The following is a 16169-nucleotide window of genomic DNA, read 5'->3' as shown; positions in this document are numbered from 1 at the left end:
TGGTGAACTCTCGATACTCACTGTGCTTATTAGATCAAAGGGCTAGATCTGTGTCTAGCCCTTTTTCAACAGTCTGAAAAGCCCCGTTAGGGGCTTTTTTTTGGATCAAATTTTTATCAAGCGCCGTGCTTGGGATCAGTTTCTTACTAACAAAAGTGCTGATCAGCCGCTAAAGATCATGGTCTAACGATAATAATTCAATGACTTACAATTAATCGCTGGAAAATCATACAAAATCAGCTGGGCACAGCCCGATCTCCGCAAGTTCGCTTAGTAAAACAACGATCCCAGTAAGATCCTCTTGGTATAAAACTGATCCCAGCGAGCACATGTTAGTATAAAAATGATCCTTAGGCGCTGACTTGATCTTGTCTAGTTAACAGCTAAATTTTAAGCACAGGGTTACACAATCATACTAAGCCCCTAACTTGATGTAGTAACGGTATTGTACTTAATTACTCTAACTCTATGAGACTGCGCCATGAAACCGATTTTACTGTGCTTAGCCTTACCTGCTCTAGTTACTAGTTCCTTCGTACTTGCTGATGATCAAACTGTAAAACTTTATGGTCGGGCACACATAGGTGTGCAACATAGTGATGATGGTACGGGGAGCGAAACTTCCGCAGAAAGCTACGCCTCGCGGCTTGGCGTCAAGGGCAGCAGTGCCATCAGTGAAGGGTTAGAAGGATTTTATAACATCGAGTTTGAAGTCAAAATGTCGGAAAATGCCAATGATGGTAAAGACGCGGAAAATATCACCGCTCGAAATCAGTTTGTTGGGCTGCGTGGTAAGTTTGGCGAAGTGTTACTAGGTCGAGATGACACCTCATTAAAGCGCTCACAAAACAGTTTTGATCTTATGAATGATTTTTCTGCTGATATCAGCAGTCTTATGGCGGGTGAAAACCGCCTTGGTGATACCATACGCTACACCACGCCATCGCTTGCACACTTGCGTTTTGAGGTCAGTTATATTGCCAAAGACAATAGCAAGCAAGGAGGTGAAAGTGGGTTGTCGATGGCGGCCAGCTATGGTGATAGCAAGTTTAAAGAGTTGCCGATATATGTCAGTGTGGCGCGCGATGAAAAAGTAGCGGGTCGCGATACGAGTCGCGTCACAGTGCAAGGTAAAATCGGCAATCTCACCTTAGGTGGTATGTATCAACAAAGCGAAAAGCTGTCCAGTGATGATAAGCAAGACAGCTACGCCGTCAGTGCTGCGTATAAAATCGACAGCTATACACTGCTTGCGCAGTATCAAGACAGCGAAAGTGACGCTGGAAAATTAAAAGACTCAGGCACTGGTACTTCTATTGGGGTTGAAAAGTCGTTATCAAAACAGTTACGTATGTACCTCTGGTACTCACAATTTGAATTAGATAATAATGCCGACCAAGATCATATGGCGTTGACCTTACGTTATGATTTCTAAAGTGAAAAATTATTTGCTTCGGTATTAAAAGGTCGCAATAAAGTTGCTGTTTGTCCACTAAGTCTCTACACTTTCATAAAACTGTCACACTAAGTCATAATAATGACAACAAGTTCGGTAACGAAAGAGATTAGTCGTAATGTCACGTAGAGTACTTGTGGTGGATGATGAAGCGCCAATCAGAGAAATGTTGGTGTTCGTCTTAGAGCAAAACGGATTTCAAGCCATCGAAGCAGAGGACTATGATTCTGCAGTCGCGGCTATGGTTGAACCTTACCCTGATATGCTGTTGTTAGACTGGATGTTGCCAGGCGGCAGTGGCATCCAATTGGCGAAAAAGTTCAAGCAAAGTGAATATACACGCCAAATTCCTATCATTATGCTGACAGCCCGCGGTGAGGAAGAAGACAAAGTGCGTGGTTTGGAAGTAGGTGCTGATGACTATGTCACTAAACCTTTCTCACCAAAAGAATTAATGGCTCGCATTAAAGCCGTTATTCGTCGCGTTTCACCAACTTCGTTAGAAGAAGCAATCGAAGTTCACGGCTTACGGTTAGACCCCGTTTCACATCGTGTAACTTCGGCTGGCAACGAGTTAGAAATGGGCCCAACAGAATTCCGCTTACTGCATTTTTTCATGACTCACCCAGAGCGGGTCTACAGTCGTGAACAATTATTGGATCATGTTTGGGGTACTAACGTCTATGTTGAAGACCGTACGGTGGATGTGCATATCCGTCGTTTACGCAAAGCGATTGCGCCACTTGGCCATGATCGTTTAGTACAGACCGTACGCGGTGCGGGGTATCGTTTTTCAAGCAAACTCTAGGTTTTGGCAAGTTGCCATCACTTTAGCTTGAAAACACACACCATACCCTGATGTGCGTAGACATTGTTGCGATTACCGAGCAACAAGCTTGGGTATATATGTGAGTAAGGGATATCATCCTGTATGTATCGAGTAGTGACCAAACAGGCGTTGTATAGACGCCTGTTTTTGTATTTTTTACCTCTCGCCTTAATTGGCATCTTAATTGGTGCGCCATTTGTATTGTTATTTATCGGTGCGTTTGCGCTGTTACTGTGGCACTACCATCAACTCTATCGTCTCAGTGATTGGTTACTGAACCAACGCAGTTTTAATCCGCCGGAAGGGGAAGGCGCGTGGGAGCAGATCTTTGAAGGGATCTATCATCTCCAGCATCGTAACCGTAAAAAGCGCAATGAACTTGCAGATCTGATCCGCCGGTTTCGTGAAGGTGCAGAAGCCGTTCCTGATGCCGTCGTCGTATTACAGCAAGATTTAAGCATAGTGTGGTGTAATCAGCTGGCGCTGAAAGTGCTTGGCTTGCAATGGCCAACCGATCATGGCCAACGTTTGGATAATTTGATCCGCGACCCCAAATTTGTCAAATACATGCAAGCGCATAATTTTGCTGAGGCACTTGAGCTAGATATCGGCCTTGTCGGTGAGCAAGTGCTGGAATTCCGTGTGATGCCCTATGCGCAAACCCAGTTAATGGTGGTAGTACGAGATATCACGCGTCTTAAGCAACTTGAACAAATGCGTAAAGACTTCGTTGCTAATGTCTCCCATGAATTGCGCACGCCGCTGACGGTGGTTACGGGTTATCTAGAAATGATGGACGCCGATAATATGCCGCCGCCTGCAATGTGGCATAAGGCGCATCTCACTATGATTGAACAGTGTAAGCGTATGGACAGTCTAGTGAATCAGCTCTTATCCTTATCTCGCATTGAAGGTGCGCGCAAGCAAGACAAAGACAAAGCTGTGGATGTACCTAATATGCTGCGGATCATTGCCACCGAGGCCAACTCCCTGAATCAAGACAAACAGCATCAAATCGAGTTTCGTGTTGATGCGCAGTTGGATGTGAAAGGGGCTGCGGATGAACTGCGCAGTGCCTTTTCTAATTTAGTGTTTAATGCCATTCACTACACAAAACCGCATGGTTCGATTCAGGTTGATTGGCAACTGAAAGAGGGTAAACCTTACTTTGCAGTCACCGATAATGGCGATGGTATTGCACCTGAGCACTTACATCGTTTAACCGAGCGCTTTTATCGTGTTGATAAAGCCAGAAGCCGTAAAACCGGTGGTTCGGGCCTTGGCCTTGCTATTACTAAACACGTTTTATCGCGTCATGATTCGCAGCTTAATATTGTCAGTCAGGTTGGTAAAGGTTCTTGTTTTTCCTTCAGTTTACCCAGCAATAAAGCGATTGTGCTGGAAAAAAACTAAGGTCATAAAATTGTCATACTGTAGTCATGTATTTGTCATTTAAACGACGCACAATGGTTCGCGTTAAGTTAATGGGACACACTTGGAGTCACCCAATGAAATTTAAAAATCTCGTCGCGGCAATGGGCGTTGCTGTTACTACGCTGGTGTCAGCACAAGTTACAGCTTTGGACAACACTTTACCTGAGTATCAAAAGACGTCAGGTATTTCTGGTAACTTCTCTTCAGTTGGTTCAGATACTCTAGCCAACATGATGACGTTTTGGGCGGAAGAATATAAGCGTATTTATCCAAACGTGAATATTCAGATCCAAGCGGCGGGTTCTTCTACTGCGCCACCAGCTCTAACCGAAGCGACAGCAAACTTTGGCCCAATGAGCCGTAAGATGAAGTCAAAAGAAATCGAAGCATTTGAAAAGCGCTACGGTTACAAGCCAACTGAAGTGCGTGTTGCAATCGATGCGTTAGCGGTGTTCGTACACAAAGACAACCCAATCGAAGGTTTGACGATTGACCAACTAGACGCGATTTTCTCTTCAACCCGTAAATGTGGTGCAGACAGCGAAATCAATCGTTGGGGCGATGTTGGTCTACAAGGTGAATGGGCAGCTCGCGATATGCAGTTGTACGGTCGTAACTCAGTATCTGGTACTTACGGTTATTTCAAAGAGAAAGCGCTATGTAAAGGCGATTTCCGTAACAACGTGAATGAGCAACCAGGTTCTGCATCAGTTGTACAATCTATTTCTTCGTCAGTGAACGCAATTGGCTACTCTGGTATCGGTTATAAGACTTCAGGTGTGAAAACAGTACCACTGGCGAAAAAAGGTGATGCGTTTGTGGATGCAACACTCGAAAACGTTGCAACCGGTAAATACCCAATGTCACGTTTCCTCTATATCTACGTGAACAAGCACCCGAACAAACCACTATCGCCAATCGAAGCTGAATTCTTGAAAATGGTATTATCACAAGAAGGTCAAAAGATTGTTGAGAAGGATGGTTATGTGCCACTTTCAGGCAAAATGGCCAGTGCTGAGCTACAAAAGCTAGGCCTGCTATAAGCAAAGTAATCCGCTTAGAAACAAAAAACCGCTCGATTGAGCGGTTTTTTTTATGCTTAACAGCAGAATATCAAAGCGCTAAATAATAGCGCTTATTGATTAAGCTTGTTCGCGGGCTATAGCACGGTAAGCGATATCAGTACGATATTCCACCCCATCCCAGTGAATGTCTTTTACCAGTGCATAAGCACGTTTCTGTGCTTCTGTAACGGTATGACCGAGTGCCGTAGCGCAAAGTACACGACCACCCGCCGTGACAACGTGCTCGCCGTCTTGCTTAGTACCAGCGTGGAATACTTTCTCACCTTCTGGGTAGCTTACTTGCAAGCCAGAGATAGCGTCACCTTTAGGATAATCACCTGGGTAACCTTTCGCTGCCAGCACAACGCCAACGGCGGCACGTGGGTCAAACTTGATTTCCGTTTTATCCAGCTCACCACGGTTGGCCGCTTCAATTAAGGTCACCAAATCAGATTGTAACCGCAACATGATTGGCTGAGTTTCCGGGTCACCAAAACGACAGTTGTACTCAATCACTTTTGGTGTGCCATCAGCCGCAATCATCAGACCTGCGTAAAGGAAACCAGTATATGGATTGCCTTCGCTTGCCATGCCTTCCACGGTTGGATAAATCACTTCATTCATGATCCGAGTGTGGATTTCAGGCGTAACCACAGGCGCTGGAGAATAAGCACCCATACCACCAGTATTTGGGCCCATGTCATTGTCGTAGGCACGTTTATGGTCTTGGCTAGTCGCAAATGGCAGTACGTTTTTACCGTCAACCATCACGATAAACGACGCTTCTTCGCCTTCCAGAAACTCTTCCACTACCACACGGCTACCAGCAGAGCCAAAGGCGTTACCTGCTAACATGTCACGGATAGCGTCTTCTGCTTCGGTTAAGGTCATCGCCACGATAACCCCTTTGCCGGCTGCAAGGCCGTCGGCTTTTACCACAATCGGTGCGCCTTTTTGCTGTACATAAGCAAGGGCGGCATCAATCTCAGTAAAAGTTTGGTATTCAGCAGTAGGAATTTGGTGACGCGCTAAAAAGTCTTTAGTAAACGATTTTGAGCCTTCTAGCTGCGCTGCGGCTTGAGTAGGGCCAAAAATCGCACGTCCAGCGGCGCGGAACTTATTCACTACACCGATGACCAAAGGAGCTTCTGGGCCAACTATGGTTAGCTCAATATGGTTCTGTTCAGCAAAGGCCAGTAAACCATCTAAATCGTCAACCGCAATGGCGACGTTTTGCAATTTTGGCTCAAGCGCAGTACCTGCATTACCTGGGGCGACGAATACGGTTTTTACTGACGGGTTTTGTGCGGCTTTGAACGCAAGCGCATGCTCGCGTCCGCCGCTGCCAATGACTAATACATTCATGGCGTTTTTATCCTATTTAGAGCTTTTTGAATTTGAGTGTCATACGGTCGCTCTCTCCAATCGCACGATATTTTGCAGCATCTTCTTCGCCTAAGGCGAGCGAAGGAGGTAAAGTCCACACGCCTTTAGGATGATCTGCCGTGTCTTTTGGATTGGCGTTCAATTCACTGCTCGCAACCAATTCAAAGCCTGCTTGTTTCGCGATGGCAATCACATAACTTTGTTTCATGTAACCACTGCGTTGTTGCTCTTCGTCACTGCGTGCTTCTGGCAAACGGTGTTCAACAACGCCAAGTATGCCACCTGGCTTAAGCGCGGTATTAAATTGCTTAAAGGCATTTAATACGGCTTCATCGCCTTTTTGCATATACCAGTTGTGAACATTACGGAAAGTTAGCACAAGATCAGCACTGCCCGCAGGGGCAATGGCGCTGTCGCCCAGTGGCGCAAATTCACTGAGTTTAGTCTTTTCAAAACGGGCATCTTTGGCAATTTTGTCTTTAAAACCGGCCAAAGAACGTTTTTGATAGTTGCTGGTGGCATCGGCTGGAAAATGTGCGGCATAGTAAGTACCGTGCGCTTTTAACGCTGGCGCAAGTATTTCACTATACCAACCACCACCCGGCGCGATTTCTACCACAGTTTGATCTTCTTTAAAGCCAAAGAAGGCCAAGGTTTGTTGTGGATTACGAAATGCGTCACGGGCACGATTTTCTGCACTTCTGTCGGCGTCTTGAATTGCGGCAACCAGACTGCCGTCTGCTGCACCTGCAAAAACAGGGGCGCTCAGCATAGTGCTACTCAAACATACTGCAACTAAAGCTTTAACTGCGAATTTCATGGCTTCTTCCTTCCAAGTTATGATTATGTTTTCATCAGCATACTGGAATTGGTCACGAACCAAAAGCGCGAAACCTGAGTTTCGCGCTTTTCTTTTTTAGTGACGGAAGTGGCGCATGCCAGTGAAGACCATGGCCATACCCGCTTCATCTGCGGCGGCAATGACTTCTTCATCACGCATAGAGCCACCCGGTTGAATCACCGCGGTAATGCCAGCCGCAGCGGCTGCATCAATACCATCACGGAATGGGAAGAAGGCATCAGAGGCCATTACAGACCCTTTAACTTCAAGGTTTTCGTCTGCCGCTTTAATACCTGCGATTTTTGCTGAGTAAACACGGCTCATTTGGCCGGCGCCAACACCAATAGTCATGCCATCACGTGCATACACAATCGCATTTGATTTCACGAATTTTGCCACTTTCCAGCAGAACAATAAGTCTTTTAGCTCTTGTTCAGTTGGTTGACGTTTAGAAACCACTTTGAGGTCGTCAAGGGTGACCATACCTAAGTCGCGGTCTTGTACTAAAATCCCGCCGTTAACCCGTTTAATGTCAACACCAGTAGTTTTCTTTGCCCACTCGCCACACTCTAATAAGCGTACGTTTTGCTTCGCGGCAACGATTTGTGCAGCAGCTTCTGAAATGCTAGGTGCAATGATCACTTCGACAAACTGGCGTGAAATAATCGCTTCAGCGGTGTCTGCATCAAGCTCACGGTTAAAGGCAATAATGCCACCGAAGGCAGAAGTTGGGTCAGTCTTATAAGCGCGCTCATAAGCACTCAGAATGTCTTTATCAACCGCGACACCACATGGGTTAGCATGTTTTACGATAACACAAGCTGGCTCTTTGAACTCTTTCACACATTCAAGCGCGGCATCGGTGTCAGCGATGTTGTTGTAAGAAAGTGCTTTACCTTGCAATTGCTTAGCAGTGGCAACCGAGGCTTCTTCAATGTGGTTTTCGACGTAGAAGGCCGCATCTTGATGCGCATTTTCACCGTAACGCATATCTTGCTTTTTGGTGAACTGCATATTGAAAGTACGTGGGAATTTAGTATTTTCTGTCGCTTCTTCGGTGTAATCCGGCACCATTTTGCCAAAATAGTTGGCTATCATGCCATCATATTGGGCGGTGTGTTCGTAGGCTGCAATCGCTAAATCAAAACGGGTTTTGTAGCTTGTTGAACCATTATTCGCTGCCATTTCCGCTAATACGCGGTCGTAGTCTTTGGCATTGACCACAATGGTGACGTCTTTGTGGTTTTTCGCAGCAGCGCGCACCATAGTTGGGCCGCCGATATCGATATTTTCAATGGCGTCTTCTAACGTGCAGTTGGGGTTAGCTACCGTTTGCGCAAAAGGGTAAAGGTTAACGACGACCATATCGATAGCAGAAATGTGGTTCTCAGCCATCACGCCTTCGTCTTGACCGCGACGGCCAAGGATGCCACCGTGGACTTTTGGGTGTAAGGTTTTTACCCGACCATCCATGATTTCAGGGTGACCTGTATAGTCTGATACTTCAGTGACAGTAATGCCGTTGTCGGCAAGGAGTTTACAAGTACCGCCAGTTGAGAGTAACTCAACGCCTTGTGCGGCTAGGGCACGGGCAAATTCAACGATACCGGTTTTGTCAGACACGCTTAACAGGGCGCGGCGAATTGGACGATGTAGATCCATGATGGTTTCGATTTCCTCAAAAACAATTTGCATACCAGAGCCGGACGCATCAGTAAGCCGATTGCCAAGCAAGCATCAAGTACGTTGCCAAGCAATTGACCTCAGGTACAAACCACTCAAGGTATAGGGGCTAGCTTAGAAGCGGCTATTTTAGCTTAAAATTGCCGGAAAAACGACGACAAAAACCGCAAGAGTGTGGGGAAATCGGTTTAGCTATAGTGAAGATTTTTTAAGTGCTTGAAACGACAAAAGCACCACTAGGGTGCTTTTGTGTTAAGTGGGCTTGAAACCGTATTAGTTCATGCCGTACTTTTTCAACTTCTTACGTAAAGTACCACGGTTGATACCTAGTAAGATAGCCGCACGAGTTTGGTTACCACGCGTGTAAGTCATTACTTCTTCAAGTAATGGCGCTTCTAACTCAGAAAGAACAAGATCGTATACGTCTTGCACATCTTGACCGTTCAATTGCTTTAAATAGTGATGAACAGCTTTTTTAACTGCATCGCGCAAAGGTTGCGGTTTCTCTTGTGACTGAACATGAGCGTTAGTGATAAATGGAGAAGTCACATTTTGTTCGAACATCGTTATCTGTCTCTTTCTTTCTCTAGTGTTTCAAAGTAATTCTCTAATGCCGTTATCTGCGCTTCGGACGCTTCAATGGCATTAAAAACTCGCCTAAATTGACCTTCATTGTCATGGGCCTGCAAATACCAAGACACATGCTTGCGGGCGATCCGCGCTCCCATAGGCTCACCATAGAACTGATGGAGTTGTACCACATGCTCCATCAAGATACTGCGAACCTCCTCAATCGGCGGTTCAGGCAGATGTTCACCAGTTTGCAAATAGTGGTCAATCTCTCGGAAAATCCAAGGACGACCTTGGGCGGCTCGACCGATCATCACGGCATCAGCACCCGTATAGTCCAACACCTGTTTAGCCTTTTGCGGTGACGTAATGTCGCCGTTGGCAACGACAGGAATAGACACCGCCTGCTTAACTGCGCGGATGGTGTCGTATTCGGCATCGCCTTTATACATACATGCACGCGTACGCCCATGTAGTGCCAAAGACACGATACCATTGCGTTCAGCAATTTTGGCAATCTCGACACCATTACGGTTATCCGGATCCCAGCCTGTGCGAAACTTCAGTGTAACTGGCACGTCAACCGCGCCGACTACGGCCTGAATAATTTCCTCAACCAGCTCTGGATATTGTAATAACGCAGAGCCTGCCAAACGTTTATTCACTTTCTTAGCAGGGCAACCCATGTTGATATCGATGATTTGTGCACCGTTTTCCACATTGAATTGCGCTGCCTGTGCCATCCACTCGGGATCAGCACCTGCAATCTGAACTGAGCGTAAGCCGGACTCATCAAGATGTACCATACGGTTTCTTGATTTATCCGTGCTCCAAACCTGTGGATTGGAAGACATCATTTCTGATACTGCCAGCCCAGCGCCCAGACGACGACATAGTTCGCGAAACGGACGGTCGGTAATTCCAGCCATCGGCGCGACGATGAGGTTGTTCTTAAGTTGGTAAGGACCTATACGCACGGTAATTCAAATAGCCTTGTTTCAAGGGGCGCTAAGTTTACGGTTTTTTTTGCAAAAATCAAAGGTTATAAATTGAACATAATTGCTTTTTTTTTGAACTTTTTGGGTTGACATTTACTAACGGTTTCAAGGGGAAGGAGATTTGTTGTAAAAATAACCAAAAAAGCCAAAGTAGGGACAAGGTGGTATTTTCTAATGACTGTAAAAAATGCGTAAAGCCTGTTAAACACAGGCTTTAGCTGTAACAAAGTGCTCACTGACGCAATTCGGCAATTTACTCTGACAGGCGCAAAATGCGCACATCACGAGGCTAAAAAAGGTCATTATTGCGCTTTAAGTTGGCCGCTGACACGGGTCCATTCACCTTCTTGAGCTATATCGTCAAGGTCGATAAAAGGTGCATAGACGTCCGCTACGGAACTAGCTTGTTCTTCCAAGATACCTGACATGGCAATTTTGCCATCTGGTTTTAGGAAACCAAGAATGATCTCATGCAGCTCACGTAGTGGCTGCGCAAGAATATTGGCAACCACGATGTCCGCCTTGAACTCCGGTTGGTCTTCCGGTAAATAGGCTTCAATTTGCTCTGCAACGCCATTACGAGCAGCGTTATCATAGGTAGCTGCAATCGCTTGCGGGTCAATATCAATACCGATAACCCGAGCGGCGCCAAGTTTTAACGCGGCAATACCTAAAATCCCAGAGCCACAACCAAAATCAACCACAGTTTTGCCACTTAAGTCTTGGCTATCTAACCAACGTAAACACAGTGCGGTAGTGGCATGGGTACCTGTACCAAACGCAAGACCTGGGTCTAGCAACACGTTTACTGCGGTTGGATCGGGAATATCGCGCCAGCTTGGGCAAATCCACAAGCGTTCACCAAACTGGATTGGGTGGAAGTTGTCCATCCATTCACGCTCCCAGTCTTTATCCTCTAACTGCTCAATTTTAAAATTCAGTGGCTCAGGATAGTGCTCAGTTAAATACGCGACCACCGCATCCATATCATGGTTAGCTTCATATAAACCCACCACTATGGTTTCTGGCCACAAAATCACTTCGCCCGGTTTAGGCTCGTAAATTGGATTGTTGCTACCGTCTAAAAAAGTTACACAAGGACATTCAGCATCGACTAACAGGTCGCTGATGGTATCGGCAGTTTCTTTGGTTGCATTGATGCGGATCTGGATCCAGGCCATGCTATTTCTCTCAGGCAAATTTTATTCAGGTATAGATTGAAAAAGGCCGCAGCAGCGGCCTTTTTAATCGGCTTTAGAACATTAAGATTTAATGTCTAAGAAGCTTTTCAGTAAATCTGAGCGTGAAGGGTGACGCAGTTTGCGTAGTGCCTTCGCTTCGATTTGACGGATACGTTCACGGGTAACGTCAAACTGTTTACCTACTTCTTCTAACGTGTGGTCGGTATTCATATCAATACCAAAACGCATCCGTAGTACTTTGGCTTCTCTTGCAGTTAAGCCTGCTAACACTTCGTTGGTTGCTGCACGAAGACTTTCCATGGTCGCTGAATCAATTGGCGACTCAATGGTGGTGTCTTCGATAAAGTCACCTAAATGTGAATCTTCGTCGTCACCAATAGGCGTTTCCATTGAGATTGGCTCTTTGGCGATTTTCAGCACTTTACGGATTTTGTCTTCCGGCATTGCCATACGCTCTGCTAATTCTTCAGGGCTTGGCTCGCGACCCATTTCTTGCAGCATTTGACGTGAAATACGGTTAAGCTTGTTAATCGTTTCAATCATATGCACTGGAATACGGATAGTACGCGCTTGGTCAGCAATCGAGCGGGTAATCGCCTGACGGATCCACCATGTTGCATAAGTCGAGAACTTATAACCACGGCGGTATTCGAACTTATCAACCGCTTTCATCAAACCAATGTTACCTTCTTGGATAAGATCCAGGAATTGTAGACCACGGTTAGTGTATTTTTTCGCAATCGAGATAACCAAACGTAAGTTGGCTTCAACCATTTCTTTTTTCGCACGGCGAGCTTTTGCTTCACCAATGCTCATACGACGGTTGATGTCTTTAATACGCTCAACAGATAAACCTGTGCTTTCTTCGATGGCTTTTAACTTGTTAACGCAGCGTTCGATTTCTGGACGCACTTCTTCCAATTTTGCTGAGTGTTTTTCACCAGCAGCGATTTCTGCGTCGATCCACGCTAAATCCGTTTCGTTGTTGGCAAAATGCTTAACGAAGGTTTTCTTTGGTACTTTTGCAATTTGTACGGCTTGTTTCATGATGATACGTTCTTGCACACGAACGCGGTCCATCATGTCGCGCATGTTATTTACCATGCGGTCAAATTGTTTTGGTACTAGCTTGAACATGCGGAATAGTTCGCCGATGTCCTGAATCGCTTGCTGTGCGTCTGGGTGCGCGCGGCCTTTGGCTTCGAACACTTCACGGGCGTGATTGTACAGGGCACGTAGCTTGTCGAAGTATTCACGAGCTACTTCTGGATCTGGGCCTGACTCGCCATCATCGCTGTCGTCGCGGTCTTCATCGTCACCATCGTCATCTTCGTCATCTAAGTCTTCTTCGCTAAGCTCTGAACCAACATGAGTGGCAGAAATAGGGAAGTCGTCTTCTTCAATGGCATTTGGGTCGTAGAAACCAGACACAATATCGCTTAGGCGAATTTCTTCGGCTTCAAACTTATCCCATTGTTCTAATAGTTCAGCGATGGCTTCTGGGTATTCAGCCACGCTCAATTGAACTTGGTTGATACCTTCTTCGATACGCTTAGCGATTAAAATCTCGCCTTCACGCGTTAGTAGTTCAACCGTGCCCATTTCACGCATGTACATGCGGACCGGATCTGTAGTGCGGCCAATCTCTTTTTCAACCGTTGCAAGCGCGGCTGCTGCTGCTTCTGCCGCATCGTCGTCAGTCGTGGTTTCTTGCATCATCAGGTCATCGGCATCCGGTGCGCTTTCCGCAACGGTAATACCCATGTCGTTGATCATACTAATGATGTCTTCTACTTGATCTGAGTCTATGATGTCTTGTGGAAGGTGATCATTGACTTCTGCAAAAGTTAAGTAACCTTGCTCTTTACCTTTCTGAATCAGAAGTTTAAGTTGTGACTGAGGAGATTGATCCATAGAGATTTATGCTTCCACTCTGATAAGTTGATTACAACAAGGCGCCTCGATATCCGGAACGGATTTTCGGGCGCAGTGAATAGAGTATATTAGCAGCAAAATTTAATTTTGACTAGATCTTCGGCTCTTTAGCGCAGTAGTTAAAAGCACCACCTCCTGCCGCTCTTCGCTGCTTAAACCCTCGGTTTTCTCTTTTATTAATAGGGTCTCAAGGTGAAGATTTAAACACTGATCTTCAATAAATTGGAAAGTTTGTTGAAATTGTTTCTCAAGCGCTTCGTCACGAATATTGTGCGGCCAGCCAGCAAGCTTTTTTAGCACCTCATATTCTTTTGAATCTCTAAAAAATTCAATTAGTTGTGCTGTATTGGCGGTTGGCTGAGCAAGACATAGTTGTTGCAGCTGTAAAAACAATGCAATGCCCGGTATTGCCATTTCCGCTAGTTCCGGTAAGTAGTCCACCGCTTGTGCCAGCTGTGGATGTTGAATAAGTAGACCAATTGCTTGGCGCATCGGCGTTACTTTAAATTTACGCTCTATGCTATTTTGCTGTTTTGGTGAGGTGAGTTTTTTACTGAGTTGCTCACGCGTTTTACCAATAAAACGTGCCAGCAGGTCAAGCAAACTGTCCTGATAAAAGTCGCTTGGGACTTTATCAATGAGTGGCAGCGCTTCGGCCATTAGCTTAGATTTACCAGCATCTGTGGTGATATCGATTTGCTCAGTAAGCTTCTGAAACAGCACTTGGGTGTAATCATCTGCTTGTTGCAAGCGAGCTTCAAATACTGCTTTGCCTTCCTTTTGCACCAGAGAGTCTGGGTCTTCACCATCGGGTAAAAACACAAACTGTAAGGATTTACCGTTGGTGAGGTAGGGAAGTGCATGCTCCAGTGCGCGCCAAGCCGCGTCTTTACCCGCGCGGTCGCCATCATAACAGCAGATCACCGTATCGGTTAAACGAAACAGGCTGTGCATATGCTCTGCCGTGGTGGCGGTACCAAGTGCGGCGACGGCGTAATCTATGCCCTGCTCAGCGAGTGCTACCACGTCCATATAACCTTCAACTATCAGCACTTGCTGCAATTTAGCATGCGCTTGTTTGGCTTCATACAAACCGTAAAGCTCAAAGCCTTTGTGGAAAATCCGTGTTTCTGGCGAGTTGAGGTATTTAGGACTTTGGTCTTTTTGCATCACTCGGCCGCCAAACGCAATAACTCGGCCGCGTTTATCACGAATTGGGAACATCAGGCGGTCACGGAAAAAATCAAAGCGACGGCCTGATTGGTTTTCGGTCGCGAGTTTTAAGTCAACCAGCTGTTGTTGTAATTCGTTATTACGGCCTAGTTGCTTGTAGAGCACATCCCACTCGGGCGGAGCAAAACCAATCTGAAATCGTTTAGCGGTTTCACCGGATAAGCCGCGACCCTTAATATATTCTATGACTTGCGCACCTTGGGGGTGCTGACGGAGTTGCTGTTGATAGAAATTGGCAGCCTGCTGCATCAGTTCATAATCAGAGCGACGTTGTTCTTGCGTTCGTTGTGGTGCGCCTGTGCCTTGCTCGCGCGGGACATCTAGGTTCAAGATGGCCGCTAATTCTTCAATGGCATCGACAAATTCAAGTTTGTCGTACTCCATGACAAAGGAGATGGCATTACCGTTAGCGCCACAGCCAAAGCAGTGATAAAACTGCTTGTCCCTTGAAACGGTAAATGAGGGCGATTTTTCGTTATGAAATGGGCAACAGGCTTGGTAGTCTTTTCCTGCCTTTTTCAGGCCAATCCGGCCGTCAATCAGGTCTACGATATCGATCCGCGCGAGTATATCGTCAATAAACTGTCTTGGGATCTTACCTGCCATTGTGCCTTGATACCTGTTTGGGAATACCTGAAGGTGAATTTCATCATACTCTGGAAAAGATTGCACGAAATGTCTCTGTGCAATGAGCGCGGAAATTTTCTCTGGGGCAAAATGAAAAAACCGAGCACTAGGCTCGGTCTTCGCATTCTCAAGTTTGGGGATTAGGCGTTGAGTTTTTGCTTAATTAAAGCAGAAACTTTACCCATATCAGCGCAGCCTTCGGCTTTGCCTTTGATGATCCCCATCACTTTACCCATGTCTTGCATACCAGCTGCACCCACTTCAGCGATCGCACTGTCAATTAGTGCTGATACTTCGTCTTCGGTCAACGGTTTTGGCAAGAAGGATTCCAACACTTCAATTTCGCTGGCTTCAATAGCAGCTAAATCTTCGCGGCCGGCGTCCATATACTGGGTATATGAATCGCGACGCTGTTTGACCAGTTTCACTAATACAGACGTAATTGCTGCATCATCTAAGGTGATCTGGTTGTCTATTTCACGTTGCTTGATTTCTGCAAGCACCATGCGAATAGCGCCAAGGCGTAATTTTTCCTTGGCTCTCATAGCGTCTTTTTGGGCGTCTTTAAGCTGTTCTAAAAGGCTCATCGAAACGAAACCAGAATCAACTAGTAAAGTTTAACGCGACGTGCGTTATCGCGAGAAAGCTTTTTCATGTGGCGCTTAACAGCAGCAGCTTTTTTACGCTTACGCTCTGTTGTTGGCTTTTCGTAGTGCTCGCGACGGCGAACTTCAGCAAGGATACCTGCTTTTTCACATGAACGCTTGAAACGACGTAGTGCAACGTCAAACGGCTCGTTTTCTCTTACTTTAATAACTGGCATTAAAAATTCACCTACCTAATTAATGAGCTAAGCTCAGGCTGTTCAGCAACTGTGATCAGTAACCGGACAATTGGTTCAAAAATGGTGC

The 16169-nt window shown here is 46.0% G+C and carries 14 protein-coding genes; 4 read left to right on the top strand and 10 right to left on the bottom strand.

Annotated features, from left to right (window positions below):
• Positions 1-481 precede the first annotated feature (481 nt).
• From ACFOEE_RS02920 to ACFOEE_RS02905, 4 genes are all read left to right on the top strand, one after another.
• The gene (locus ACFOEE_RS02920) at positions 482-1435 is read left to right on the top strand and encodes a porin (RefSeq protein WP_377120752.1); all 954 of its coding nucleotides are present in this window, start codon (positions 482-484) and stop codon (positions 1433-1435) included.
• A gap of 139 nt (positions 1436-1574) precedes the next feature.
• Complete coding sequence (gene phoB, locus ACFOEE_RS02915) at positions 1575-2264, top strand: phosphate regulon transcriptional regulator PhoB (protein ID WP_377120750.1); 690 nt, start codon at positions 1575-1577, stop codon at positions 2262-2264.
• 123 nt (positions 2265-2387) lie between these two features.
• Positions 2388-3698, top strand: coding sequence for a phosphate regulon sensor histidine kinase PhoR (gene phoR, locus ACFOEE_RS02910; protein ID WP_377120748.1), 1311 nt, complete (start codon positions 2388-2390; stop codon positions 3696-3698).
• A gap of 95 nt (positions 3699-3793) precedes the next feature.
• Positions 3794-4762 (top strand): PstS family phosphate ABC transporter substrate-binding protein, encoded by a 969-nt coding sequence (locus tag ACFOEE_RS02905; RefSeq protein ID WP_377120746.1) that lies wholly within the window; start codon positions 3794-3796, stop codon positions 4760-4762.
• A gap of 99 nt (positions 4763-4861) precedes the next feature.
• On the opposite strand, the gene purD is transcribed toward ACFOEE_RS02905, so the two are convergent.
• The 10 genes from purD to rpsU all read right to left on the bottom strand — a co-directional run bounded on the left by purD (position 4862) and on the right by rpsU (position 16081).
• Positions 4862-6148: a phosphoribosylamine--glycine ligase gene (purD, locus tag ACFOEE_RS02900; protein ID WP_377120744.1), complete on the bottom strand. Its 1287-nt coding sequence runs from the start codon at positions 6146-6148 to the stop codon at positions 4862-4864.
• Between the two features lie 16 nt (positions 6149-6164).
• Positions 6165-6989: a class I SAM-dependent methyltransferase gene (locus ACFOEE_RS02895; RefSeq protein WP_377120742.1), complete on the bottom strand. Its 825-nt coding sequence runs from the start codon at positions 6987-6989 to the stop codon at positions 6165-6167.
• 96 nt (positions 6990-7085) lie between these two features.
• A complete protein-coding gene (gene purH, locus ACFOEE_RS02890) occupies positions 7086-8672 on the bottom strand; it encodes a bifunctional phosphoribosylaminoimidazolecarboxamide formyltransferase/IMP cyclohydrolase (RefSeq protein ID WP_377120756.1) in 1587 nt (528 codons plus the stop codon).
• Positions 8673-8966: 294 nt separating this feature from the next.
• Positions 8967-9257 (bottom strand): DNA-binding transcriptional regulator Fis, encoded by a 291-nt coding sequence (gene fis, locus ACFOEE_RS02885; protein WP_005491017.1) that lies wholly within the window; start codon positions 9255-9257, stop codon positions 8967-8969.
• Between the two features lie 2 nt (positions 9258-9259).
• Positions 9260-10240: a tRNA dihydrouridine synthase DusB gene (dusB, locus tag ACFOEE_RS02880; RefSeq protein ID WP_377120740.1), complete on the bottom strand. Its 981-nt coding sequence runs from the start codon at positions 10238-10240 to the stop codon at positions 9260-9262.
• A 323-nt stretch (positions 10241-10563) separates the two neighbouring features.
• The gene (gene prmA, locus ACFOEE_RS02875) at positions 10564-11442 is read right to left on the bottom strand and encodes a 50S ribosomal protein L11 methyltransferase (protein WP_377120739.1); all 879 of its coding nucleotides are present in this window, start codon (positions 11440-11442) and stop codon (positions 10564-10566) included.
• Positions 11443-11523: 81 nt separating this feature from the next.
• Positions 11524-13377, bottom strand: coding sequence for an RNA polymerase sigma factor RpoD (rpoD, locus tag ACFOEE_RS02870; protein ID WP_377120737.1), 1854 nt, complete (start codon positions 13375-13377; stop codon positions 11524-11526).
• Between the two features lie 102 nt (positions 13378-13479).
• Positions 13480-15237: a DNA primase gene (gene dnaG, locus ACFOEE_RS02865; RefSeq protein WP_377120754.1), complete on the bottom strand. Its 1758-nt coding sequence runs from the start codon at positions 15235-15237 to the stop codon at positions 13480-13482.
• Positions 15238-15398: 161 nt separating this feature from the next.
• On the bottom strand, positions 15399-15845 hold the full coding sequence (locus ACFOEE_RS02860; protein ID WP_377120735.1) for a GatB/YqeY domain-containing protein: 447 nt from the start codon (positions 15843-15845) through the stop codon (positions 15399-15401).
• A 20-nt stretch (positions 15846-15865) separates the two neighbouring features.
• A complete protein-coding gene (gene rpsU, locus ACFOEE_RS02855) occupies positions 15866-16081 on the bottom strand; it encodes a 30S ribosomal protein S21 (protein ID WP_005491009.1) in 216 nt (71 codons plus the stop codon).
• Between the last annotated feature and the right edge of the window lie 88 nt (positions 16082-16169).

The sequence above is a fragment of the Pseudoalteromonas fenneropenaei genome, from assembly GCF_042643375.1.
Classification (GTDB): Bacteria; Pseudomonadota; Gammaproteobacteria; order Enterobacterales; family Alteromonadaceae; genus Pseudoalteromonas; species Pseudoalteromonas fenneropenaei.
The sequence above is the reverse complement of the archived record's forward strand: the minus strand, read 5'-3'. Positions and strand labels throughout refer to the sequence as shown.

Bases quoted from the DNA above. Each gene is read 5' to 3' on its own strand.
- ACFOEE_RS02920 (WP_377120752.1), top strand. From the start codon at position 482: ATGAAACCGATTTTACTGTGCTTAGCCTTACCTGCTCTAGTTACTAGT.
- phoB (WP_377120750.1), top strand. From the start codon at position 1,575: ATGTCACGTAGAGTACTTGTGGTGGATGATGAAGCGCCAATCAGAGAA.
- phoR (WP_377120748.1), top strand. From the start codon at position 2,388: ATGTATCGAGTAGTGACCAAACAGGCGTTGTATAGACGCCTGTTTTTG.
- ACFOEE_RS02905 (WP_377120746.1), top strand. From the start codon at position 3,794: ATGAAATTTAAAAATCTCGTCGCGGCAATGGGCGTTGCTGTTACTACG.
- purD (WP_377120744.1), bottom strand. From the start codon at position 6,148: ATGAATGTATTAGTCATTGGCAGCGGCGGACGCGAGCATGCGCTTGCG.
- ACFOEE_RS02895 (WP_377120742.1), bottom strand. From the start codon at position 6,989: ATGAAATTCGCAGTTAAAGCTTTAGTTGCAGTATGTTTGAGTAGCACT.
- purH (WP_377120756.1), bottom strand. From the start codon at position 8,672: ATGGATCTACATCGTCCAATTCGCCGCGCCCTGTTAAGCGTGTCTGAC.
- fis (WP_005491017.1), bottom strand. From the start codon at position 9,257: ATGTTCGAACAAAATGTGACTTCTCCATTTATCACTAACGCTCATGTT.
- prmA (WP_377120739.1), bottom strand. From the start codon at position 11,442: ATGGCCTGGATCCAGATCCGCATCAATGCAACCAAAGAAACTGCCGAT.
- rpoD (WP_377120737.1), bottom strand. From the start codon at position 13,377: ATGGATCAATCTCCTCAGTCACAACTTAAACTTCTGATTCAGAAAGGT.
- dnaG (WP_377120754.1), bottom strand. From the start codon at position 15,237: ATGGCAGGTAAGATCCCAAGACAGTTTATTGACGATATACTCGCGCGG.
- ACFOEE_RS02860 (WP_377120735.1), bottom strand. From the start codon at position 15,845: ATGAGCCTTTTAGAACAGCTTAAAGACGCCCAAAAAGACGCTATGAGA.
- rpsU (WP_005491009.1), bottom strand. From the start codon at position 16,081: ATGCCAGTTATTAAAGTAAGAGAAAACGAGCCGTTTGACGTTGCACTA.